General features: G+C 44.1%; 20 protein-coding genes. 14 read left to right on the top strand and 6 right to left on the bottom strand.

What is annotated here, in order from left to right; all coding sequences use genetic code 11:
* Positions 1-50: 50 nt before the first annotated feature.
* A complete protein-coding gene (gene cphA / locus AB6735_RS16240; protein WP_370996897.1) occupies positions 51-2,684 on the bottom strand; it encodes a cyanophycin synthetase in 2,634 nt (877 codons plus the stop codon).
* 267 nt (positions 2,685-2,951) lie between these two features.
* Between cphA and AB6735_RS16235 the strand changes: the two genes are divergently transcribed.
* The 13 genes from AB6735_RS16235 (at position 2,952) to AB6735_RS16175 (ending at position 18,473) form a co-directional block, all read left to right on the top strand.
* Positions 2,952-3,872 (top strand): cyanophycinase, encoded by a 921-nt coding sequence (locus AB6735_RS16235; protein ID WP_370996896.1) that lies wholly within the window; start codon positions 2,952-2,954, stop codon positions 3,870-3,872.
* Positions 3,873-4,071: 199 nt separating this feature from the next.
* Positions 4,072-4,914, top strand: coding sequence for an isoaspartyl peptidase/L-asparaginase (locus AB6735_RS16230; protein WP_370996895.1), 843 nt, complete (start codon positions 4,072-4,074; stop codon positions 4,912-4,914).
* Positions 4,915-5,260: 346 nt separating this feature from the next.
* Entirely contained in the window at positions 5,261-5,884 is a 624-nt protein-coding gene (locus AB6735_RS16225) for a tetratricopeptide repeat protein (RefSeq protein WP_370996894.1), read from the top strand.
* 185 nt (positions 5,885-6,069) lie between these two features.
* Positions 6,070-8,211: a carboxy terminal-processing peptidase gene (locus tag AB6735_RS16220; protein ID WP_370996893.1), complete on the top strand. Its 2,142-nt coding sequence runs from the start codon at positions 6,070-6,072 to the stop codon at positions 8,209-8,211.
* Between the two features lie 186 nt (positions 8,212-8,397).
* Entirely contained in the window at positions 8,398-9,516 is a 1,119-nt protein-coding gene (locus AB6735_RS16215; RefSeq protein ID WP_370996892.1) for a ligase-associated DNA damage response exonuclease, read from the top strand.
* Positions 9,513-11,129 (top strand): ATP-dependent DNA ligase, encoded by a 1,617-nt coding sequence (locus AB6735_RS16210; protein WP_370996891.1) that lies wholly within the window; start codon positions 9,513-9,515, stop codon positions 11,127-11,129. Before AB6735_RS16215 ends, AB6735_RS16210 begins: the two co-directional genes overlap by 4 nt.
* A 64-nt stretch (positions 11,130-11,193) precedes the next feature.
* Positions 11,194-11,655: a MaoC family dehydratase gene (locus AB6735_RS16205; RefSeq protein WP_370996890.1), complete on the top strand. Its 462-nt coding sequence runs from the start codon at positions 11,194-11,196 to the stop codon at positions 11,653-11,655.
* Between the two features lie 227 nt (positions 11,656-11,882).
* On the top strand, positions 11,883-12,893 hold the full coding sequence (locus AB6735_RS16200; RefSeq protein ID WP_370996889.1) for an LLM class flavin-dependent oxidoreductase: 1,011 nt from the start codon (positions 11,883-11,885) through the stop codon (positions 12,891-12,893).
* Positions 12,894-13,208: 315 nt separating this feature from the next.
* Positions 13,209-13,943, top strand: a complete 735-nt coding sequence (locus AB6735_RS16195; RefSeq protein WP_370996888.1) for an acyl-CoA desaturase — start codon at positions 13,209-13,211, stop codon at positions 13,941-13,943.
* 405 nt (positions 13,944-14,348) lie between these two features.
* Positions 14,349-15,605 (top strand): pyridoxal phosphate-dependent aminotransferase, encoded by a 1,257-nt coding sequence (locus AB6735_RS16190; RefSeq protein WP_370996887.1) that lies wholly within the window; start codon positions 14,349-14,351, stop codon positions 15,603-15,605.
* 209 nt (positions 15,606-15,814) lie between these two features.
* Positions 15,815-16,399 (top strand): DUF4142 domain-containing protein, encoded by a 585-nt coding sequence (locus AB6735_RS16185; protein WP_370996886.1) that lies wholly within the window; start codon positions 15,815-15,817, stop codon positions 16,397-16,399.
* A 523-nt stretch (positions 16,400-16,922) separates the two neighbouring features.
* Positions 16,923-17,942 (top strand): Gfo/Idh/MocA family oxidoreductase, encoded by a 1,020-nt coding sequence (locus AB6735_RS16180; RefSeq protein WP_370996885.1) that lies wholly within the window; start codon positions 16,923-16,925, stop codon positions 17,940-17,942.
* A 42-nt stretch (positions 17,943-17,984) separates the two neighbouring features.
* Positions 17,985-18,473, top strand: a complete 489-nt coding sequence (locus tag AB6735_RS16175) for a TlpA family protein disulfide reductase (protein ID WP_370996884.1) — start codon at positions 17,985-17,987, stop codon at positions 18,471-18,473.
* Positions 18,474-18,577: 104 nt separating this feature from the next.
* Here the strand turns inward: AB6735_RS16175 and AB6735_RS16170 are convergent, their stop codons facing one another.
* The 3 genes from AB6735_RS16170 to AB6735_RS16160 all read right to left on the bottom strand — a co-directional run bounded on the left by AB6735_RS16170 (position 18,578) and on the right by AB6735_RS16160 (position 22,081).
* Positions 18,578-19,543, bottom strand: a complete 966-nt coding sequence (locus tag AB6735_RS16170; RefSeq protein WP_370996883.1) for a transglutaminase domain-containing protein — start codon at positions 19,541-19,543, stop codon at positions 18,578-18,580.
* 15 nt (positions 19,544-19,558) lie between these two features.
* Positions 19,559-20,494, bottom strand: coding sequence for an alpha-E domain-containing protein (locus AB6735_RS16165; RefSeq protein ID WP_076373942.1), 936 nt, complete (start codon positions 20,492-20,494; stop codon positions 19,559-19,561).
* Between the two features lie 138 nt (positions 20,495-20,632).
* A complete protein-coding gene (locus AB6735_RS16160) occupies positions 20,633-22,081 on the bottom strand; it encodes a circularly permuted type 2 ATP-grasp protein (protein WP_370996882.1) in 1,449 nt (482 codons plus the stop codon).
* 264 nt (positions 22,082-22,345) lie between these two features.
* Here AB6735_RS16160 and AB6735_RS16155 point away from each other — a divergent pair, with 264 nt between their 5' ends.
* On the top strand, positions 22,346-22,708 hold the full coding sequence (locus tag AB6735_RS16155; protein WP_370996881.1) for a hypothetical protein: 363 nt from the start codon (positions 22,346-22,348) through the stop codon (positions 22,706-22,708).
* Between the two features lie 63 nt (positions 22,709-22,771).
* On the opposite strand, the gene AB6735_RS16150 is transcribed toward AB6735_RS16155, so the two are convergent.
* Positions 22,772-23,902: an acyltransferase family protein gene (locus AB6735_RS16150; protein WP_370996880.1), complete on the bottom strand. Its 1,131-nt coding sequence runs from the start codon at positions 23,900-23,902 to the stop codon at positions 22,772-22,774.
* 105 nt (positions 23,903-24,007) lie between these two features.
* Positions 24,008-25,777 (bottom strand): RagB/SusD family nutrient uptake outer membrane protein, encoded by a 1,770-nt coding sequence (locus tag AB6735_RS16145; protein ID WP_370996879.1) that lies wholly within the window; start codon positions 25,775-25,777, stop codon positions 24,008-24,010.
* Between the last annotated feature and the right edge of the window lie 21 nt (positions 25,778-25,798).

Genomic DNA, 25,798 nt, shown 5'->3' with positions numbered 1-25,798 from the left:
CGCGCGTTAAAATAATATTTTCAAAAGCTCCCCCTTTAGAGGGCTGGGGGTTACACATTAAACAGCCCGTTCCGTTCCTGTTCCTGGTAATTTTGTACGGTTTCAATGGCGTTATCTATCACATCGCTCAGGGCGGTAATGAAGGTGCCGGGTTTGGCCAGGCTCATGGCGTGCTTTATCGCGTCAACTTCTTTGGGGACTACTTCTACCGGCTTGTTGGCATCAACAGATTCGATACCTTCTCTGAGTAAACCGATGATGTTTTCGGCGGTACGGCCGCGCAGGTGTTTTTCCTGGCGCAGGATGATGTAATCAAACATCTCGGCTGACAATTTGCCCAACTCACGGATGTCGTCATCGCGCCTGTCGCCGGTGCCGGCTATGATACCTATTTTGAGCGGAGAATCGATATGGCTTAAAAAAGCTTTAATACCGTTATAGCCATCAGGATTGTGCGCAAAATCGATCATAAAGCGGAAATCTTTGAACTCAAAGATGTTCATACGGCCAGGTGTTTGTGCCGCCGAAGGGATAAAGGTTTCCAATGACATTTTGATATCCTCGGTCTTGAATCCCCATAAAAATGAGGCCAATGTAGCAGCCAGCACGTTCTCGATCATGAAAGGCACGGTGCCACCAAAAGTTAAAGGAATAAGTATAGTACGCTGCACGCGGATCTTCCAATCACCTTTTTGAATGGTGATAAAACCATTTTCGCAGATAGCGGCTATACCACCCTTGCGGCAGTGTGATTTAATGATGGGGTTGTTTTCGTTTAAGCTGAAATAGGCGATGTTACAATCAGCCTTATTGCCAATACGTACGCAATGCTCATTATCGGCATTTAAAACGCCCCAGCCATCTTTCTTGACTGAATTGAGCACCACGCTTTTAACACGGGCCAGGTCATCAAGGGAATGGATGTCGGCCAGTCCCAAATGGTCTTCCTGGATGTTGGTTACCACACCTATATCGCAAAAGCCAAAACCCAGGCCCGAACGAAGGATACCGCCACGGGCGGTTTCCAGAACGGCAAAATCAACTGTAGGGTCGCGCAAGATAAACTCGCTGCTTACCGGGCCGGTGGTATCGCCCTTCAGCATCATGTTGTTCTGTACGTAAATACCATCTGAAGTGGTAAAACCTACCCGGTGGCCATTATTTTTTACAATATGGGCAATCAAACGCGTGGTAGTGGTTTTACCATTAGTACCGGTAATGGCAATAATAGGGATCCTTGCCGATTTGCCGGTAGGGTAAAGCATATCCAGCACATGGCCGGCTACGTTGCGCGGTAAGCCTTCGCTGGGTGCAATGTGCATCCGGAAGCCCGGCGCTGCATTTACTTCCAATACCACGCCGCCGTTTTCAGTCAGCGGCTCGGTCAGGTTTTCGGCCATGATATCGATACCGCATATATCCAGACCAATAATTTTGGAGATACGCTCGCAGATAAAAATATTTTGCGGGTGCACATGGTCGGTTACGTCAACAGAAGTGCCGCCGGTGCTCAGGTTAGCTGTTGATTTTACAAATACCTTTTCACCTTTGGTTGGTACGGTTTCCAGTGTATAACCTTTCTTTTCCAGCAGGTCGAGGGTATCACGGTCAATGTCGATAAGCGTTAAAACTTTCTCGTGCCCGTAACCACGACGTGGGTCGGCATTTTCTTTGTCGATGAGTTCCTGTATGGTGAGAATTCCGTCACCTATAATATGTGCCGGATCGCGCAGGGCTGCTGCTACCATTTTATTATCGATCACCAGCACACGGAAATCATAACCGGTAATAAAACGCTCTACAATTACTTTGTATGATATTTTGGCGGCATGCTGGTACGCGGCAATGGCTTCTTCTTCGGTTTTAATGTTGATGGAGATTCCGCGACCATGGTTGCCGTTAAGCGGCTTAAATACCAATGGGAAACCTATTTTACGGATCGCTTCGGCCACACCTTCCAAAGAGGATATCGTGATGCCTTTGGCAACAGGGATGGCCTGTTCCTGCAGCATACGTTTAGTCTCGTCCTTATTGCTGGCAATGTCAACAGCTATGCTGCTGGTTTTTTCGGTCATGGTGGCCCGGAAACGTACCTGGTTTTTACCGTAGCCCAGTTGTACCAACGATTGATTGTTCAGCCTGATCCAGGGGATATCGCGGGCAATGGCTTCTTCTACAATGGAACCTGTGCTCGGGCCCAGGCGGGTATTTTCCCGTATCTCGCGCATCTGCTGTATATCAGCCTCTAATTGCAGGGTATAATCTTCACCTGCTATCAGGGCTTCGGCTATACGGACTGCCGATTCGGCTGCAAAAACACCCACCTTTTCTTCCAGGTAGGCAAACACTACATTATATACACCTTTGGTTTTGGTTTCGCGTGTGCGGCCAAAGCCGGTATCCATGCCTGCCAGGGTCTGGATCTCCAAAGCGATATGCTCTATCACATGGCCCATCCAGGTACCAGCTACCACCCGCTGAAAAAATCCACCGGGTACGCCGGGCGAGCAGCGATGGCTGTACAGGCTGGGCAGCAGTTTTTCCAGCCGGTCATAAAAGCCCTCAATTTCGTTGGTGGGCTTATGCTCCATCTCCTGCAGGTCAAGCCGCATTTGTATTAATTTTTTACGACGGATGCTCCAAATATTTGGTCCACGTAACACTTGTATATTCTCGATCTTCATACCTTGTTTACAAAAATTTAAGCCGGCTTAATTTCTCTAAAACTATAAAACTTAATAGTGTAAATAAAACTTTTGAAGGTAAAAAGCATTAAATGTTCACAACAGCCTACGTTTGTGCGGGTTTTTATCTTAATTTGTATTTAAAACCGGTTGATTAGGTGAAAAAGTTGACGGAGTAAAAGGTTATTTATGGCATATTGCCCAATTTAGGCTCACTCGGTCGGCCTGATATAGCCCAATCAGCCCCTGCAACTAAACAAAAGAACTATGACTGTCCCGAAAGGAAAACTAATCATTATAGGCGGAGCTGTTGACATGGGAAGTAACGTGACCATCCAGGAGCACATCATGCAGCCCGACTATATTAAATTTTTTGAGCAGGGAATTTTAAAGCGAATTATTACAGAATCTGACAAACACGAAGGCTCATTAATTGAAGTAATAACCACAGCCTCGCAGATTCCGGAGCTTGTTGGCAATGAGTATGTGAAGGCTTTTGGGCAGCTGAATGTAACCAATGTAAACGTATTGCATATTAAAAGCCGGGAGGATGCGGGTAACCCTGAATATCTCAACCGGATTCGCAAGGCAGATGTGGTGATGTTTAGTGGAGGCGACCAACTGAGGCTTACAGCCATTTTTGGCGGCACCGAATTTTTACAGATCCTGAAACGACGTTATCAGAACGAAAACTTTGTGATAGCCGGTACTTCGGCAGGCGCGGCGGCGGCCTCCACACACATGATATACCGGGGTCAAAGCAACGAGGCCCTGATCAAAGGCGAAGTGCAGATCACGGCTGGCTTGGGTTTTATCGACTCGGTAATTGTGGATACCCACTTTGTACAGCGTGGCCGTATTGGCCGGTTAATGTACGCCGTAGCTACTAATCCCGGCATTTTAGGTATTGGTTTAGGCGAGGATACCGGTTTGCTGATCACCGAAGGCAGTATGATGGAAGCTATTGGTTCGGGACTAATTATCCTGGTAGATGGCCGTAATATTGTGGCAACCAATATTTATGACGTGGAGATGGGCTCGCCGGTATCTATCGATAACCTCAAAGTACACGTCATGTCTATATTTGATATATATGACCTCTCTGAACACCGTTTGATCATCAAAAAAACGGTGAAAGTAGAAGAGGGTGTTTTTATACAGGCTCCCGATAGCGATTTGTTGCAATAAAACCCCACCCAACCCTCCCCGGAGGGGAGGGCTAAAATAAAAAAAGCGTCCCTCTTTCCGCCGAAGGCGAAGAGAGGGTGGTCGAGCGAAGCAACGACCGGGTGAGTCGATCGCCGATAGGCTTACCGGATACACCCAAAATAAACCCATCACAAAAGAGTTATAGTTATACAACTTTGATCAATTAACTCAGTTTAATATGAAGATCATTATACACGGCGGTTTCTTTAGCGAATCGCGAACCAATCAGGAAGTAAAGCAGGCCAAGCAACAGGCTTTGAAAGAAATAGTAGAGGCCGGTCACAAATACCTGCAAACCCATAACGCGCTGGAAACGGTAGTATACACGGTTAGGTTGCTGGAAGATTGTGATCTTTTTAATGCAGGTACCGGTTCACAGATCCAGAGCGATGGCAAGATCAGACTGAGTGCTTCGCTGATGGATGGTAAAACGCAGCGCTTTTCGGGCGTGATTAATATCGAGGATGTTAAAAACCCCATTTGTATAGCCGAAAAGTTATTAACCTATGATGATCGGGTGCTGAGCGGCAAGGGTGCCCGTGATTTTGCTACCGAAAATGGCATAGGGTATTATAATCCTGAAACACCACAGCGCAGGCATGAGTATGAACAAAAATTGCGCGATTCTATACGCTTGGGTACCGTAGGCTGCGTAGCCCTTGATATTTATGGCGATCTGGCGGCGGCTACTTCAACCGGAGGTAAAGGTTTTGAAATACCGGGCCGTGTAAGTGATTCGGCCACTACTGCCGGTAATTATGCCAATGCTTATGCAGGTATATCCTGCACCGGTGTTGGGGAGGATATTGTAAGCGGTTCAGTCGCTTCAAAAATTGTAACCCGGGTTACCGATGGTCTGCCTATATCTGCTGCCACCGATAAATCATTGGATGAATTAAAGCCTTTTAACGGTTTTGCAGGCATCGTCGGAATATCAGCCGACGGTCATATTTATCATGCCGATACCCACCCCTATATGGTTTGGGCCTTGCATGACGGCGATGTAGAGGTTTTTGAATAGGAGCTGTTATTCATTGCCGTTGACTTTAGTCAACGGTAAAAGAAAGTATTAAGGCGGGCTTCAGCCCAATTATCCAAGCGGTATTTTGGCTAAAAGCCTCTTGTTTTTCAGTCATTATCCCGTTGACTAAAGTCAACTGCAATGATTTTTACATGCTACATAAATAGTCTGAATCAATTCAAGTAGCGTCTAAATTAAAATAATTAATTATAACATTAGGTTGCTTTCCTGCGTTAAAGGAGCTGGTTGCATAACAGCCCACATACAGGGTATTGCATATAATAATATTTATATTATTATATTTGTTTACTGATTAATTTAAATTAAACCCAGTTAAAAAGATTAAATGAGAATCATTTTACTTGTATTCTTATGTTCACTTAGCCTTTCTGCATCTGCACAGTGGTATAAGTACAACCCCTTCAGGAAGCATGAACGCTATCCGCAGATCGCGCTTTTGAAAGATCATTCTATCAAAAGACTGCCTGTTTCCCAGATCGCGAAACCTAAGATCTTGTACGCTAAAATAGAACGCACTCCATACGCGCTTTTCCTGATGGAAGCATCGGTAATGAAAACGGCCCAGCATAATATGCGTTTCCGGGTTTATAATTCGGCCAGTTATAACTTTAGTGATCTGGCTCAGATGTATCTGAAACAGAATAGGTTATCTGAAGCTAAATGGTATTTGCTGCAAAGTTTGCAGATCTCGCGCCAGCAAAATGATAACCGGCATACTATCACTAACCTCATTAACCTGGCCGCGGTAAAAACAGGCTATGGCGATTTCCCCCAGGCCAAGCAGGATCTGTTGGAGGCCCGTACCATTGCTAATTCATTGGGCCTTACCATGGATGTAGCGGCGGTTGATAAACAAATGCGTTACCTGGAAGAGAACAAAACCCGTTTAAAAACCGAGATCCGCTACGCCGAAACCCCTGACACTGACGCCACACCAGCTATAAAGTAAAATTTTTATGTAACAATAGCGTAAAATGCTGGTAGTTATATACTACAAGCAAAACATTATCGTATAATTGTTATTGTAATTAAGAGACAGTATTTCACTGTCTCTTTTTATTTACATTAGCAAATTAATAAAAGGCACAAGTATTGATGTTTTACACAAACCCCGATTTAACTACAGTAAAAGATATGTTGAAGAAAGTATATTTAGTATTGCTACTGGCTGCCGCGCTTGCTTGTAAAGCGTCGCCGTCAAAACCAATAAAAGTCCCTGGCTCCACCGATCTGCAACCTGATGAACAACAAAGCGTTGTTTGTAAGCAGATCACCTCATTGATATTAAACCATAACTATAAAAAGGTTGATCTGAATGATTCTATTTCAACCGTTGTTTTTGATCGTTACATTAAATTATTGGACGAAAATCATAGCTATTTTTTAGCATCGGATATCAAAGATTTTGAAAAATATAAAACAGTTTTAGACGACGACCTGAAAAGTGGCAACTTGAATGATGCGTTTTATATCTTTAATGTTTTTCAAAAAAGATATCTGGAGCATGTGAATTATTCCCTGGCACAGATCAATAACAATTTTGATTTCAATAAAAACGAAAACTTTGTTTATGACCGCGATAAGTTGCCATGGCCCGCTACACAGGCCGACATGGATGCCATGTGGACACAACGTGTAAAATACGATCTGCTGAACCTGAAACTGGCCACCAGCGATATGGCTAAAAACAAGGAAACACTAAAAAAGCGTTACCAGAATTTATTAACGCAAGCCAATAAGTTATCCAACCAGGATGTTTTTCAGTATTTTATGGATGCCTTTACCGAGGCTATAGATCCGCACACCAATTACTTTAATCCATCAAACGCGGCAAACTTTAATATCGAAATGTCGCGCCAGTTAGAAGGTATCGGTGCATCGCTGCTGACAGAGAACGAGTATGTAACTATTAAAACCATAGTACCGGGCGGACCGGCCGATAAAAGTCACCAGGTTAACATTAACGACCGTATAGTTGGCGTAGCACAAGGTAAAACCGGTGAATTTCAAAACATCATAGGCTGGAGGGTTGATAACGCTATTGCCATCATCCGCGGATCAAAAGGAACTGTGGTTAAGCTGGAGATATTACCTGCTGGTGCAAGTGCAGGAGCCAAACCTAAGGTTGTAGAATTGGTACGCGAAAAGATCATCTTGAAAGATCAATCGGCTAAAAAAGAAATACGAACTTACAACAGCAACGGTAAAACGGTTAAAATAGGAGTAATATCCATTCCTGCTTTTTATATCGACTTTAACGATTATAAAGCAGGTAACCCCAATTACAAGAGCACCACACATGATGTGAAGCTGATACTTGACTCCCTGAAACAACAAAATATAGATGGTGTAGTTATAGACCTGCGCGAAAATGGCGGTGGTTCCTTAATGGAAGCTATTGAGCTTACCGGCTTATTCATCAAAACCGGTCCGGTAGTGCAGGTAAAAGATACCCAGGGACAGATAGAGGTTGATAAAGACGATGACGCGGCAGTGGCCTATTCTGGCCCGCTAAGTATCCTGGTTGATCGTTTCAGCGCTTCGGCATCCGAAATATTTGCCGGTGCGATACAGGATTATGGCCGTGGTATTATTATGGGTACACAAACCTATGGTAAAGGATCGGTTCAAAGCGCTATTGATCTGGACCGCATCTTAGGTTCGCCGATACGCGATAAAATTAACCAGCTGGCCGGCGCGGCAACCGGAGGAAAAAAAGCCATATCAACCGGTAGCCAAAGTACCTATGGGCAGCTTAACTTAACCATTGCCAAATTTTACCGCATTAGTGGTAACTCAACACAGCATAAAGGTGTAACGCCGGATATTTCATTCCCATCATTAATTCCGCTGGATAAATATGGTGAAGATACCGAGCCTTCGGCTATGCCATTTGACATCATCCCCAAAACCGACTTTACTAAAGTGGGCAACTTTAACACGGTTTTACCGCAATTGCAGAAATTGCACGATCAGCGTATGACCACCAGCGACAGCTATAAATACATGCTGGAAGATATAGCCGATTTCAAAAAACACGATGCTGAAGATAGCGTAACCTTGAACGAAGCGGCCTTAAAGAAACAACGCGATGCCGACGAGAAGAAAGCCTTTGAACGCAATAACCTGCGCAGGATAGCTTTAGGATTACCGGCTCTTAAAAAAGGCCAGGCCAAACCAAAAGACGAAGATCTTGACTTTGTAAAACGCGAAGCCGGTCAGATCATGACTGATTACATTAGTCTGGAGCCCAAGCTAACAAGCACAAAGCCATAAGCCCACCAGCCCCCTAAAGGGAGTTGGGATGTGCAGATTGTAGATGTGCAGATATGCAAATAATGAGGATTAAGCGGAATATAAAAATCTGCATATCTGAAATTTGCACATCTGCACATTTTTGTTTTCTCCTTTCGGGGGAATAGGGGGCAAACCAATTTGCTTTCCGTAGGTTATGTTAACACCATGGCTAAGAAACCATTATTAGAGTTTACCGACCAGGGGATTTACTGTTCCCGGGGCAAGTTCTATATCGACCCCTGGAAACCGGTTGACGATGCCGTGATCACTCATGCCCATGCCGACCATGCCTATCCGGGAAACAAACGCTACCTGGCACATCACTTATCAAAAGAAGTATTACTTTACCGGCTGGGCGAAATACAGCTGCAAATCGTGGAATACGGTGAAACGGTAATGAAGAACGGCGTATCCATTTCGCTATACCCGGCAGGTCATGTGATCGGGTCGGCACAGGTTAGGGTTGAATACCAGGGTGAGGTTTGGGTAGTATCCGGCGATTATAAGGTAGAGGACGATGGCATTTCGGCGCCGTTTGAACCGGTAAAATGTCATCACTTTATTTCGGAATGTACCTTCGGCATGCCGGTTTATACCTGGAAACCGCAAGTGCAGGTATTTGAAGATATCAATAACTGGTGGCGCGCTAATTTACACAACGGCGTAGCTACTGTGCTGGTAGGCTATTCGTTAGGCAAAGCGCAGCGCATCCTGCAAAACCTGGACCTGTTTAATGGCAAAGTATACACACATGGCGTTATCGAAAATACAAACGAAGCCTTGCGCCGTAACGGAGTATTGTTAAATCCAACGGAAAGAATTACGCCTGACTCTGTTAAGGAGGAAGTGAGAAAAGGAATTGTCCTGGCGCCGCCATCATCCGTGGGTACGCCCTGGATGCGCAAGTTCCATCCCTATAGTTTTGGCTATTGCTCGGGCTGGATGGCCATTCGCGGGGCCAAACGCCGGCGGGCTGCGGATCGCGGTTTTGTACTCTCGGATCACGCTGATTGGAACGGGCTCATCAGCGCCATCGATGATACAGGTTGCGAAAGCGTTTACCTTACGCATGGCTATACCGCCACATTCGCCAGGTATTTAAATGAGATAGGCTTTGATGCTCATGAGGTGCATACTTTATACGGGGACGATGAAGGCCCCTCCAACCTCCCCGAAGGGGAAACCTCCTCCCAGCCTCCCCCAAAGGAGGATGAGTTTGACAGTTCTGATAAAAATGCTAATGAAGTCCTCCCCTTTGGGGAGGATTTAGGAGGGGTTTCATGAAAGCCTTCGCCCAACTCTTCTTATCGTTAGATGAAACCAATAAGACCAATGAAAAGGTAAGGGTATTGAAGGATTATTTTAATTCTGTGCCCGATACCGACAAAATGCACATGCTCGCCCTGTTTACCGGGCGTAAACCCAAGCGGCAGATCAATTCCACTCTGGTGCGTAACTGGGCCATCGAAGCATCAAATATACCGGCCTGGCTGTTCGAGGAAAGTTATCATGTAGTGGGCGATCTGGCCGAAACCATGGCGCTGCTGATGCCCGAAACTGCCAACAGCAGTAATAAAACCCTCACCGAATGGATAGCCGAGATCAACGCGCTGAATGATAAAACTGAAGCCGAAAAAAAGCTTTGGCTACTGGATTCATGGGCCATGTTGGATAGCCAGGAACGGTTTGTATTTAATAAACTGCTGACGGGCAGCTTCAGGGTGGGGGTATCACAAAACCTGGTGATCAAAGCGCTTGCTGATATTTCCGGACTGAAAGCTACCGTACTTACCCACCGTATTATGGGTAGCTGGATGCCCGAAACCTATCAATACGCCCAATTGATGGATGAACAGGATACCGCCGAAAATATATCACGGCCATATCCGTTTTTCCTGGCCTATCCTATACAGGAAACATCCGAAAAACAGAAAACACCTGCCGAGGTTGGCGCTGCCCTGGGCGATGCCGCTGATTGGCAGGCCGAATGGAAATGGGACGGGATACGTGCCCAACTCATCAAAAGGAGTGGCGAAATATTTATATGGAGCAGGGGTGAGGATCTGGCTACCGAAAAGTTTCCGGAGCTGCATCCATTTTTAAACGCCCTGCCCGATGGTACGGTGATCGACGGTGAGATCCTGAGTTTTCAAAACGGGCAACCCATGCCCTTCAATGTGCTGCAAACCCGTATCGGTCGCAAAAACCTGAGTAAAAAGATACTGGAAGAGAGTCCGGTGGCCGTGATAGCCTATGATTGCCTGGAATACAAGGGCGAAGATATCCGCTATAAAATCCAAACGGAAAGACGGGCCATACTGGAGCAGCTACAGGTAGTTACCCCATATCCGGAAGTGTTCCGGATTTCGGCATTAATAAAATTTGATACCTGGGACGAACTGGGAAGTATCCGGGAGCAATCACGTGCTATGATAGCTGAAGGTATTATGCTCAAGCGAAAAAACGCCGCTTACCAGGTAGGCCGCCGCCGGGGCGATTGGTGGAAGTGGAAGATCGATCCGCTGTCGGTTGATGCCGTGATGATCTACGCGCAGAAAGGTCATGGTCGCCGGGCGGACTTGTATACCGATTATACCTTTGCTGTTTGGGATGGGGATAAGCTGGTGCCTTTTGCCAAAGCTTATTCGGGCCTTACAGATGCCGAGATCAGCAAGGTTGATTATTTTATCAAGCGCAACACCATCGAAAAATTTGGTCCGGTACGTACCGTAAAGCCCGAACTGGTGTTTGAGATAGGCTTTGAAGGGATTAACAGATCAACGCGGCATAAATCGGGCATAGCCCTGCGTTTTCCACGGATATTGCGATGGCGGCATGACAAACCCAAAGAGGAAGCCGATACTTTAGATAGTTTAAGGGCTCTTTTAGGCGATTGATAATTTTATACCAGTTCACATAATTAATTTATTACTTTGCTGTACAAATTATAACAGCATACTGATGATCATTGTAAATAACTATAACGAGTTTGAAGCGCAATTAGGTAATGAACTGGGCGTATCCGACTGGCATATCATTACGCAGGAGCAGATCAATAAATTTGCCGATGCCACGCTCGATCATCAATGGATCCATACCGATCCGGAAAAAGCCGCGGTCGAAAGCCCTTTCAAAACAACCATTGCCCATGGTTATTTAACACTGTCGCTTATTCCGTATCTGTGGAAACAAGTGGCCGATATCCGTAACCTCAAAATGGAGATCAATTATGGTATAGAAACCCTGCGCTTTGCACAGCCGGTGCTGGTGAATGACAAAGTACGATTGAAGGTAAGGCTTTTCAACCTCATTAACCTGCGCGGCGTTACCAAAGCTACCATGGCCGTTGAATTGGAAATTGAAGGCCAAAAGAAACCCGCCTTTTCCGGAGATGTGGTTTTCCTTTATCATTTTATTGATTAGTTGAGGTGTGTATAAGTGCGGGTGTGTGAACGAGGTGCGTGAGGACAAAGCTATGCGCCTCACTCTCACACCGACACCCCGCGCTCTCATTCAGTCGCGCATCTCATATCCAATCCTGCTCTGGCACCGACACCCACTCCCACACTAACAAAGTAATCCCAATGCCATAAAAAGCCCCTTATAAACCCGGGCATCAACCCTATTATTACATTTGTGTTTATCATATTATGGACACAAAGAAAATCCGTTTAAGCGTGCTCGATCAGTCGCCGATAAGAAAAGGGGCTACTGCCGAGCAGGCCGTAAAAGAAACCATCGAATTAGCAAAATATACCGAACAGCTTGGCTATACCCGTTACTGGGTTTCCGAGCATCATAACACCGGCATCCTGGCTGGCTCAACACCCGAGGTGCTCATTGCCTACCTGGCTTCACAAACCCAGCGCATGCGTATTGGCTCGGGGGGTATCATGATGCCTAATCATAGTACTTTAAAGGTTGCCGAAAACTTCAGGATGTTGGAAGCGCTTTTTCCGGGTCGTATTGATCTGGGCATGGGCCGAGCGCCGGGTACCGACCGTATTACGGCTTCGGTGCTCAATCCCTCAAACCAGTTCAGGGAAGATGATTTTGTAGAACAGTTGACCGATCTGAACAATTATTTTCATGATACTTATGAGCCAGGTACCGTACAAGCCAGGATAAGGGCCATCCCGCAGGTGAAAACTGTACCCAACAAATGGCTGCTGAGCTCCAGTGGACAAAGCGGCTTATTTGCCGCGCACTTTGGTATGGGCTTCTCCTTCGCGCATTTTATAAATCCCAACGGCGGCCCGCTTAACGTAAAGCTATACCGCGAACGTTTTCAGCCATCAGATGATCTGGCGCAGCCGGAGGTGAACGTAGCCATATTTGTTTTTTGCTCGGAGGATGAGGAGAAAATAAAACAGCACCGGGCTGTGATGGACCACCGCTTTTTACAATTTGAAAAAGGCGGTCCCATTGTACCACTAAGTTATGCCGATGTAAAGGATGAGGTATATACCCCGAGCGAACTGGAGCGCATCAGGCAGAACAGCTATCGCGTAATTACCGGTACACCATTGGAAATAAAGAAAAAATTAACCTGGCTGGCCGAAGATTACGATGTGGATGAAATTATGGCCGTAACCATCACCGAAAACTTTGATGACAGGCTAAAATCATATGAATTGCTGGCCCGGCAATTTGAATTATAATGCGCTGAGTGTCAATTAAACTTCACACGTCATTGCGAGGTACGAAGCAATCCCTAACTATACAGAGTGGCTCTGCTGATCGGGGATTGCTTCGTCCCTCGCAATGACGCGTGGAGAGAGATAGCAGAATAGGGAAGATCTGAGAGGCAATTACCCATTCTGAATTATTTCAAAAAAGGCCATTCTTTTAAACATAGAATGGCCATTCTTGCGTTAAATAGTAATCATTCTGAAACTGTAAAAACTTTATTTCGGTTTTAATCGTATCTTTGGAAAGATTATAAATAACATTCAAATTCTAATTTATTTAATTCAGTGGTAATCATCATATTCTTTATAGCGCACTGGTTTTTGTCGCTATTCTTCCAAACGTTCTTTTTACACAGGTACGCTTCTCACAAAATGTTCACTACGAACAAGTTTTATGAAGGTGTATTTTACCTGCTTACTTATATCTGCCAGGGCTCCTCGTTTTTAAACCCACGGGCTTATGCCATTATGCACCGCGAGCACCATGCTTACAGCGATACTGAAAAAGACCCGCATTCGCCGCATTTTTTTAAGGATGTTTTTCAAATGATGATCTACACCTCAAAAAGCTACAGCATGCACGTTAAAAGGTTATCAAACCCCGAAGAACGTTTTAAAGGAAATATACCCGAGTGGCGTTTTGTTGACTACGTAGGTTCATCCATGGTATCGCGTATTTCATTTGGCATATTGTATATCGCTTTTTACGTGGTATTTGCCACACAATGGTGGATGTACCTGTTAATTCCGATCCACTTTTTAATGGGACCTATCCATGGCGCTATTGTAAACTGGTGTGGTCATAAATACGGTTACGCCAATTTTGACAATGGCGACAAATCAAAAAACACAACTCCTTTCGATTTTTTAATGCTGGGCGAATTGTTTCAGAACAATCACCACAAAAACCCCAACAGGGCCAATTTTGGCGCCAAATGGTTTGAGATCGATCCGGTTTACCCTGTAATGAAACTGATGCACTGGATGCGCATTATTAAACTCAGAAAAGCATATTTGTAAACTGAAAGCCGAAGGCAAAAAGCTTAAAGCGAAAAGTAAAGATCTCCAGATGTTTACTTTTCGCTTCTTTGTTGATGGCTTTTGCTTTCAGCGTCCCCTCGTATACCTGGGGTATAGTCGACTCACCCTGTCTGCGCTTCGCCGGACATCCCTCTCTTCACCTGCGGTGGAAAGAGGGGGATTTGGAATTGATAAAATATAAAAAGTTGTCATGCTGAACGGAGTGAAGCATCTTCTTCAACAAGCATGTCGCAGATTAGATGCTTCACTCCGTTCAGCATGACAAACTAACTATTTAAAATCTCCCCCTTTCGCTCCACACGCCTAAAGTCCTTTATCTTTGTTCCTTCTATCCTTAATCCCCCCAAATACCTATATTTGCCGCTCATAAAATTCATATTTCCAATGAGTATTTCTGTATTAGCTCAAAATCTGCGCGGCTCTGAGATCATCAAGATTGCAGGCGAGATAAACGAATTGAAAAGACAAGGCCAGAATATTGCCAATTTAACCATCGGCGATTTTGACTCTAATATTTACCCCATTCCTGCCGAATTGAAGGATGGTATTGTTGCGGCATATAACCACAACCAAACCAATTATCCACCGGCTGATGGGATGCTTGACCTGCGCCAGAGCGTTTCGACATTTTTAAAAAAGAGCTTTAACCTGGATTATTCTGCTAATGAAATACTGATCTCCGGTGGTTCACGTCCGTTGATCTATTCTACCTTTCTGGCTGTTGTTAACCCCGGCGAAAAGGTAGTATTCCCTTTACCATCATGGAACAATAACCACTACAGCGATCTGTTAGGCGCCGAGGCTATCATGATACCAACTACTGCCGAAAATAACTTTATGCCTACGGCCGACGAGATCCGTCCGCATTTAAAAGGCGCGGCATTGCTGGCTTTATGCTCGCCATTGAACCCTACCGGTACCATGTTTGCCAAAAAGGACCTGGAAGAAATTTGCGACCTGGTGATTGCCGAAAATAAAAGCCGTGCAGCAGGCGAAAAGCCATTGTATTTAATGTATGATCAAATCTATTCTCAACTAACCTTTGGCAGTTTTCAGCATTTTGATCCGGTTACCCTGCGCCCTGAACTGAAGGACTATACCATATTTATCGATGGTGCTTCCAAATGTTTCGCCTCTACAGGGGTACGGGTAGGCTGGGGTTTTGGTCCGGCACATGTTATTGATAATATGAAGGCTATTGTAGGCCACATGGGTGCATGGTCGCCTAAGGCCGAGCAAGTAGCTATGGCCAGCTTCATTACTAACGATGCCGCGGTAGGTACTTACCTGGCCGCTTTTAAAGCCAAAATTCAATCCAGCCTGAATGCGTTGCATGAAGGTTTCCAGTCTTTAAAAGCCGAAGGTTTTCAGGTAGATTCTATTCAGCCGATGGGAGCAATCTATTTGACCTTAAAAATTGATTACGCCGGCAAAACTACGCCCGACGGTACTATACTAAAAGACTCTGCCGATATTAACTTCTACCTTATTAAAGAAGCCAAAGTGGCCCTGGTTCCATTCTCGGCCTTTGGTACCGGCGATGATGTAAACTGGTTCCGCGCCTCGGTAGGTACTATCACTGCCGAAGATATTAAGGAACTGATACCGCGTGTAAAAGCCGCGCTGACTAAATTGGAATAGTTAATAATATTATAGTGTTGCAAAAGGCCATCATGCAAGCATGATGGCCTTTTTTATACCCCTTCTTTCACATGTCATTGCTTCGTGCCTCGCAATTGACGTGGCAGATATGGCGCATTATTTGTGTTAAATTATTCTACAAATAAGAAAATAAAACTTATCCAGGTGAAAATTGTTGACTATAAAAACAATATAAACATATATTCACTATGAAAAGATTAAGTTTAATGATGATGTTCGTGCTATCGGCATGGATATTTCAGGCATGTAACAACGGTGCCAAAACCGACAGCAAAGACAATGCTGACAGTGCAAATACCACCAAAGATACCACAACAACCGGAGCAACCGGTATTGCCGTTGACCAGGGCGACGCCAAATTTGCTACCGATGCGGCAAACGGGGGCTTAACTGAAGTAGCCGTAGCTAAAGTAGCCGAGCAAAAAGCCGTTAATCCGAAAGTAAAGGCATTTGCCGAAATGATGGTGAAAGACCACAGCAAGGCCAACGAGGAATTGATAGGCATCGCCAAAACCAAAAATATTACCCTGCCCGCCGCGCCAAGCGACGATAATCAAAAAAAGCTGTCGGATCTTTCGGCCAAATCAGCAACCGATTTTGATAAGGCTTATGTAGATGCCATGATCGATGATCATAAAAAAACCATCACATTATTTGAGGATGCCTCCAAAAACTGCAAGGATGCCGATCTGAAGGCTTTTGCCACTAACACCCTGCCGGTAATAAAAGGTCACCTTACCGAAATAGAGTCTATTCAAAAAGGATTGAAATAAACTGATAGATGTGCAGATATGCAAATGTGCTCATGTGCAGATGAGCTTCATTGAAGACTTCACAGTTTCATACTATGTAAGCCATTCTGTTAATTCTAAATTCTGTTAATTCTGATTCAGACAAAAATAATCAGAAATAATTGCGTATCTTTAGGTGTATCACACCCACGGCCCTGCTTGCTTTGAAAATTGTAAGCAGGGCCGTTTGGTTAAAGGAATAAAAAGGTTCAAAACAGATCGTTTGGTACGCAGTTCATTGATTGTCAATAATCAAATACTTTTTAAAGTTTTCAAAACGCATTAAAATCGCGTAGAGATTTGTTAAAAAGTGTTAAAATCGATGGTTTTGAATGAATTTTGAGCCGTTTTTGTACCGATTTTGATCAGAAATTTGTTAAAATTTGAGGTTTAAAAAGTATTTTTGAGATACACGTTGTTTGATTTTTGCAATAAGGCTAAAAAATAAATAAGCAAAAGCTTTCGGCCTTGGGCATTGAGCTTTCAGCTTGAATAAATTCTATCTATGTCATCAAAACCAATCGTTACCGGCCTTATGGCCTACGGCATGTCGGGCCGGATATTCCACGCACCATTTTTAACCACCAATCCTGGTTTTACCTTTAAAGCAGTGGTTGAGCGCCATGAAAAAAAAGCCGGCAAGGTATATCCCGATGTGATCAGCTACAATACCACCAATGAATTGCTGAACGATGAAGAAATTGAACTGATCATCGTTAATACCCCTAACAATACTCACTTTGACTATGCCATACAAGCCCTTAACGCAGGTAAACATGTACTGATAGAAAAGCCGGCAGCTGTAACATCGGCGGAAGTAAAAACCATGTTTGACTTGGGTAAAAAGCTGAACCTCAAGGTGATGATCTACCAAAACCGCCGGTATGATAGTGGCTTTATCTCGGTAAAAAAGGTAATTGAAAGCGGTAGGTTGGGCGAACTGATCGAAGTGCATTTCAGGCTGGACAGGTACCGGATGCCTATTGGCCCTAAAGTATTTAAAGAAACCAAAGACACTCCAGGCAATGGACTTACTTATGACCTCGGCGCGCATTTGGTGGATAACGCCATCAGCATATTTGGCAAACCGCTGAGCTATGTAAAAACAACAGCTTCGCACCGCCCCGGCTCGCAAGTTGATGATTATTTTAACATCCACCTTTCATATCCTAACCAGCTGAATGTATACTTAACCTCCGGATTGCTAATAGCCGAACATTTACCCGGTTTTGTTATCCACGGCACGCTGGGTAGCTTTGTAAAGCTGCGTACCGATGTGCAGGAAGCACAACTGGATGCCGGCATGAAGCCAACCGACGAAGGTTTTGGCATTGAACCTGAAGGCAGTGAAGGTAAACTGGTGCTGATGGGAGTTGATAATCAGAAAACAGTGGAATGGATAGCGTCAGACAAGGGTAATTATAATGGTTTATTTGACGCGGTTTATCATACCGTGCGCGAAAACGCGTTATTCCCAATAACCGAAGAGCAGATAGCCTGGCAGTTGGAGTTGCTGGAAAGTTAAAAATATCGTAAATATGCTTAAATGAAATTCTATATTAATCTAATGAAAAAGATATATCTGTTCCTTTGTTTGCTTGTAGCGGCTGGCTGTACACAGGCCCAAACCCTTGGTGCCAATACGGGCATTCCACCATATCATATATTGACTACTGATAGCGTGTATGTTACCCCGGCCAACCTGAAAAAGAATAAGCCTGTAATGGTGATTTACTTTCAACCTGATTGCGGCCATTGCCAGCACTTGATGTATGATCTGAAACCGCAGTTAAAAAACCTGCAGGATGTACAGATCGTGATGATAACTTTTGTTACGCAGCTAAAGGCAATCCAGGTTTTTCAGCGCGATTTTGATTTAGCCAAATATCACAATATCATTATAGGTACCGAAGGATATACTTATTTGGTGCAAAAATATTACCAGATAAAAAACACACCATATATTGCTATTTATAACCGTAATGGCAAATTATCGCAGTCCTATCCAATGGTACCAAGAATCCCAGTACTGATGGCGGCTCTTAAAAAAGTTTAAATCCCGGATGTGCGAATGTGCAGATTTTAGATGTGCAGATGATTGGAAGATTTTCATTCACTTTTTCATCTGCATATCTGCACATCTGAAATCTGCACATCAATTCATTGCTGCTGTTGCTGTTGAATGATCTCCATATGTCGTTGATAGCTGTTTTTGGTGTATTCGGTCACCGGTTGCAACGGGGCGGTTTCATGGAGGGTATGGTTATCGTAAGCAGGGGAGTTCTCATCATCAACCGTTACAGAAACTTCCAGTTTATGCCCCGACGACCCCTTATATACGCCTTTTACGGGTGAGCAGTCAGGGAAACTGCGGCCAACAGCCAGACGTACGTGGGTTTCATTAGCAATGCAGTTATTGGTAGGGTCGATACCCAGCCAGCCATAATCCGGGATATAGGCCTCGGCCCAGGCGTGGGTTGCACCTTCACCTCGCATGGAGCTGCTGTGAGTGCAGATATAGCCGCTTACGTAACGTGCCGGTATTTTGAGCAGGCGAAGCATCACCATTAAAATATGGGCAAAATCCTGGCAAACGCCGGCCTTTAATTTCCAAACCTCGTCGAGCGTGGTTTCAACGGTGGTAACGCCTTTAATGTATTCAAAGTTCTGATAAACATAATTGCAAAAACGAAGCGCTATCCGGTAAGGCGTATCGTCCTTTGAGCGTTCCTGGTCTACAATAACCTGCAGCTCGGGCAAGCCCTCAAAATATTCCTGCTTTAAAAAATCAATATAGGGTACCATATATTGCAGGCGTTTCAGATCTTCCCATTGCTGCTCAGGGAAAATATCGTTCACGGGCAAAGGGCGCTGACGAGTGATCACATCCAGTTTGGAGTTGATGAGCAGCTGAGAATGCTGCTCGCTATAGGTAAAACTGCCTACCTCGTTGCCATAATAATCAATATGAGTGTCAACAACCGGGTTGCCGGTAATATGGAGTTCCTGTTTTACCACATCCTGGTACTCATCTTTTATGGGGAAAAGAATGATCTGATTGGCACTGTCACGTACCAGGCCTTCATAAGTATAGCGGGTTATATGTTGTATTTTAAATTCAGGCATGATCTTCAAATTAAATTATGAATTGGCGAAATAATATTCGTTCAGGGAGTTCCCTACGTTGTATAATTCGGTCCGGATCTGGGTCAAAAAACCGTGCAGGCCTTCCTGTTTAATACTGCGCACCGAACTATATTTAATACGGCTTTGCAAACGCCCTATCTGGAACGACATTTCCCGGTAGGTATCCACATTGGTATCATTCTTCAATCTGTCGAAGTAACGCTGAATATTGTTGACCGCGTAAATAACCGACCGCGGGAAATCATTATTGAGTACTACCTGTTCCAGGATATTCTCGGCCTCAAAGCCCTCGCGATAGGTTTTCAGGTACAGCTCATAACCGCCTAAGGAAAGTAACAGGTGTTTCCAATAAGTGGTATCGGTGAGCAGGTTGGGATTATCACTTACGGAGCTGAACTTGGTATCCAGGATATCAACCGATTGTATGGCCCGTTCCAGGTATTTACCGATGTTCATAAAACTGCGGCCTTCGCCGCGTTCCATCGTAATCTCCACAGTGCCATAATATAACATCACCTGTTTTATTAAAACATCCAGCACACCTATAGGGTCTTCCCGTTGTAGGGCACGCTCAATCCGAGGGTCTTTTACCGTATGGTAATACTCATTGAGGCATTGCCACAGATCCTTGGTGATATGTTCCTGAACGCCGCGGGCATTTTCACGGGCCAGCGTAATAATATTGAGTATGGAATTAGGGTTGTTTTTACCCGTAACCATATATTTTAAAACCGACCGGCTATCGTTATCCAGGGTATCGGCATCGGTCTCATGAAGACCAACAAATATCCTGATCACCGGTTCCCAGGTAAATTCCTGTACAGTATCCTGCGATGAGGCGTAGTTTATTTTGAGCATTCGCAGCATGCCATCGCTGCGCTCAATGTAACGGCTTAACCAATAAAAACTTGCTGCAACCCTGCTTAACATATATCTTTTTATTTCGGATATCGAATTTTCGATTTCGGATTTATTTTCAATTATTACGATGCCTGTTTGATTGCGGAATTAAATAAGGAAGGTAATGGATATCCATTAAATCCGAAATAAAAATTCCGAAATCCCAAATCAGGCCAGCACCCAGGTATCTTTACTACCACCTCCCTGCGAGCTGTTCACTACCAGCGAGCCTTCTTTGAGGGCAACACGTGTTAGACCACCGGGAACTATTTCAATCCCATCCGGGCCGTAAAGCGCATAAGGGCGAAGGTCAACACGGCGGGGTTTTAATAAACCCTGCATATAACAAGGTGCCGCCGAAAGACTGATGGTGGGCTGAGCAATAAAATTGCGCGGATCTTTCAGGATCTCTTTTTTATAGTCGTCAATTTCCTGTTCAGTAGCGGCGTGGCCCATGAGCATACCATAGCCCCCGCTGCCATTGGTTTTTTTAACCACCATGTTGTTCAGGTTTTTGAATACATGTTCGCGCTCGTCTGGGTTGCCTAATTGGTGGGTGGGGACGTTCTTCAGAATGGGTTCTTCGTTCAGATAGTAGCGTATCATATCCGGAACATAGGCATAAACCGCCTTATCGTCGGCAACGCCGGTACCAATAGCGTTTACTATGGCAACATTTCCTTTGCGATAAGCGCCCATAATACCGGCAACACCCAGCATGCTTTCGGGGTTAAACACCAGCGGGTCAAGGTACTCGTCGTCAACACGGCGGTATATTACATCTACCTGCTGCAGGCCGGTGGTGGTTTTCATGTATACCTTATGGTTATTAACCACCAGGTCGCGCCCTTCCACCAGTTCGACGCCCATGAGGCGGGCCAGGGTAGTATGCTCAAAATAAGCCGAGTTGTATATACCCGGACTCAGCAAAACAATGGTTGGGTTTGATATTTGTCTGGGCGAAAGCGCCAAAAGGTTTTTATACAATATGGTTGGATATTCGGTTACGCTGCGAACCCCACATTGCGGCAACAGATCGGGGAATAAACGCTTGGTAATCTCGCGGTTCTCGAGCATATAGCTTACGCCAGATGGAGTACGCAGGTTATCCTCCAGTACATAAAAAGTACCGTCCTCATCTCGGATCAGATCAATGCCAGATATGTGTACATAAATATCATAAGGCACTTTGAGCTGATACATCTCGCGCAAAAAATGCGGGCAGGAGTAAATAATATCAATAGGTACTATGCCATCCTTTACAATAAATTGGTTGTTGTAAATATCCTTCAGGAACAGGTTAAGGGCGGTAAGCCGTTGTTTGATGCCTTTCTCTACAAAGGCCCATTCGCTTGCTGTAATAATACGGGGGATGATATCAAAAGGGAATATCTTTTCGATACCCTCACCGCTGTTATAAACCGTAAAAGTAATACCCTGGCTCATGAACAGGCTCTTGGCCAGTTCTTCCTTTTTGTTCAGGTCATCGGCCGATTCTTTTGAAATATACTCGATCACTTTCAAATAATGGTCGCGAACGCTGCAATTGGCGCCATACATTTCATCCCATACATCGCCAATGGGATTGTATTGGTTAAAATAAGCTGATTCCTCCATATAAAATCACAATTAATTAGAAATCTATCAATCAGTTATTTTTAAAAATGTAATTTATGAAGTGTTTTTGATAAAAAAGCAAGTTTTTATTAAAAAAAATCAATTATTTATATCAAATTTTCATTTTCGATAGATTTATACTTGATATTTTATTTTTTAACTCGCCATTTACGTAGTTATTAGCTTTTATTTTAGATAAATTATAGAATGGATTAGTTGAACTTAATAATGGGTCAAGTTTTATCTTTACATTTTAAATGTACGATGAATTTTAAGATCACTTTTCCGGCGGGATATAACGAAATCAACGAACTTGATGGTAATATTGATGTACACATCATATTGGAAAGCGGTGATGTGTTTGTGGCTACTTTGTTTACATTACCCAATATTCAAAAAATGATCGCCCAGTTTAATTCGGCAAGTTTCTGGGCCTCTGATATGATCATTGTTAAAAGTCTGGGCCATGAAACCATAAGGAAAGCTATACAGGAAATAATTGACGATGAGTACCTGGAGCATGCCTGTACACATATTGGCAGGATTGAAAAACGTTATCCAGGATTGGGTTTTGAGCAAATTCCGGATATGGCTGATGGCTATAAGCTCCTGGCAAACCGGGGATGAAAATACAACAAAGGGCAGCCGTATTAACAGCTACCCTTTGAGTAATATATTTAGGTTGAAAATTTAAACACGGATATAGATCTTCTTTTTATCCAATATCCAGCCCACGCACCAGCAAATAAGCATATAGCTTATAGCAAACAACAGTGAACCAATTGCTCCCGGGGCTATTACCTGGTAAACAGAAGTATTTATCCAATCGTAAAAACTGGTTCCTTTTACGCTGAGCATGTAAAAGAATATCACCAATATCTCGGACAATACATAAATGGGTAATGGGTTTTTACCCAAAATGGTAAAAAAACGGGTCCAATTCCCTTTATTCCAGTTGTTGATCTCAAGTGCGTAAACAAGGAACGAAAGGATCACCAGGTCAAGTCCGGTAGTCACCAACACAAATGAGCTTGTCCACAGTTTTTTATTAATCGGGAATACCATGTTCCAGCACAAGGCCAAAAATATGAACAAGGCCCCTGTAAGCAGCATTTTAGCTATGGTATCATAACCTTTGCCTTTTTGTTGTATGAATTTACCGGCGTAGTAGCCAATAACCACATTCACTATAGCCGGCAGAGTACTCAGGATGCCTTCGGGATCAAAGGCGATTTTTTCGCCGTGATACATGTGACTATCGCCCAGAATAAACTTGTCCAGGAATATACCGGCATTGCCGGTCATACTCAAGGGATCATTCGGGTCGCCAAAAACCAGTAACAAGATCCAATAGCCAACTAATAACAGAACAGATAAAACAACCACCGATTGCTTTGACAGAAAATGGATCATAAGCGAGGCAAAGCAATAGCATAACGCTATACGTTGCAATACTCCCATGATACGGGTATCTGCAATAGGTGATAAGGAAATGTGGCCTCCCTTTAAATTAAAAAATGGGAACCAATACATGAGGTAACCTATTAAAAAAATAAGCAGGGTACGTTTAAATATTTTGCCTAAAACCGCGGCATTACCCATTTCCTGGTAACGTTTCATGGAGAAACTCATGGCATTACCCACTGCAAACAAAAAAGAAGGGAATACAAGATCAGTGGGCGTAAAGCCATGCCAGGCAGCATGTTCTAATGGCGAAAACGGAGCAGCGCCGCTACCTGGCGTATTTACGATGATCATAAAGCAGATAGTCATGCCACGAAACACATCGAGCGACAAAAACCGCGTTGATGATTTATTCATAATTTATTATTTAGGTTTGGTGTGCTTAAAAAGCAGGTGCATGATAAGCTATAGTTCAACCCTTACCTGGACGAATTATCCGGGTAAGGGTTGAATGAATTTTTATTAATAACCTGAGTTTTGTTTAAGTACAGGGCTGCCGCCACTTGCACTTAAATCAATTTGTCTTTGCGGGATAGGGTAGTAATCATTTTTACCCTTTACATACTTTCCGCTTCTAAGGTCGGTTGTAACAGTGTTTTGATATTTAAAGTAGTTGTTCAGCTCGGTATCGGCAATACCCCATCTAACCAGGTCAAAAAAGCGGTGCCCTTCCATCGCTAATTCAATTTTACGTTCAAAATAGATGGCTTTGAGGGCGAAGGCCTGGCTGGAAAATGCACCAACGGGATATGCGCTTACTTTATAATTTGCCGCTGGTATATTGGTAAAACCCTTAGTAGGATTTGCAGGATCTATGTAGGTATGTACAAAGCCAATTGGATTTGCAGCTCTGTTACGTACTGTATTTACATAATTTTCTGCCTGATTCAGGTTGCCCAGTTGTGCCTCGACTTCGGCAGCCATTAAGAGTACATCGGCAAAGCGGATCACATTATAATTAATGGCCGAGCCCGGTGCCCAGGAGTGGTTATCGCCGTCGGTATTTTGGGTTGCATTCCAATAAACATTTTTTATTGGCGAGTAGGGGCCAGCATAGCTTTGATCCCTTACCCATGAATCGCCGGGATGTATACCCCAGTCAAGATACGGAATACCCCGGCGGCCTGCTGTCCAATCCAGGCGGGGGTCAATATTATCCGCATCAGGCGTAAAATCATCAGATGACGACAAATGCATATCATTTTTTATAGGATGGCTATTGAAATCGTCCAGGTAAGGCAAGCCATTTTTATCAGTACGGAAGTGGTTAACCAGATCTGCTGATGGCTGATAAAAACCGCAGCAAGGGAAAGGACTATCCGTGCCATATGGGAAATTCAACATATCGCCGTTGTTGGCATTGGTAGGACCATCCGGGTCAACATTGGCTGCCATTTGTATAGCAAAAACGGCTTCTTTTGAGTTTTCGGTCTCCGGTGTAAAGTTATCATCAAATTTATCATTCAAGCCATATTTAAGGCCATTTGAAGTAACACCATTTAAGATAACATCGTCAAATACGGTTTTTGCCTGTGGGTATTTTTGTTCGTACAAGTAAGCTTTGGCCAAATAAGCGCCAGCAGCCCATTTATTTACCATGCCTGCGCTGGCTTGCGTTGAAGGCAGATTTTTATAGGCAAAATCAAGATCAGCCTCTATTTTTGACCATACATCGGTATTGTTAGGCTGATTAAAGTTAGTGGTGGTTTCATCGATATAAGGCACATTTTTAAAGATCTTTCGCAGATCAAAGTAATAGTGTCCTCTTAAAAACCGGGCTTGCCCAATGATATTGGCTTTTTCGGCATCGGTGAGGGTAGGCACCTTGGCTACTACCTTTAAAACCGTGTTGGCCCTTGAAATGCCTTCGTAATCAGCCTTCCATTTACTGTTATAAAAAACGTTGGTCGGGTCGCTGTAAAACTGCATAATGGGTTCAATCTCAGATACGTCGCCGGCTATACTGCCTTTATTGGCATCGCCGCCGGCCACGCCACCTAAAACCCAGTTATCCGGAGAAGTTTCCCAGGGGTTACCACCGCCAATGGCCGATGTCCCAGCCATGCCATCTAAAGCGGCATAAGTACCTATAAGCAGGCCATTAACACCATCTTTTGTTTGAAGCAGCGGAGACTCCAATGCTCCTAAAAGAGGTTTATCCAATGATTTTTTACATGAACTGATTGATATGGCAAGCGCCATACTTAAAGCGATATATATATTTGTTCTCATTGTAATCGTGCTTAATGATGA

Origin of the sequence: Mucilaginibacter sp. RCC_168 (genome assembly GCF_041355315.1) — a bacterium.
Classification (GTDB): Bacteria; Bacteroidota; Bacteroidia; order Sphingobacteriales; family Sphingobacteriaceae; genus Mucilaginibacter.
The sequence above is the reverse complement of the archived record's forward strand: the minus strand, read 5'-3'. Positions and strand labels throughout refer to the sequence as shown.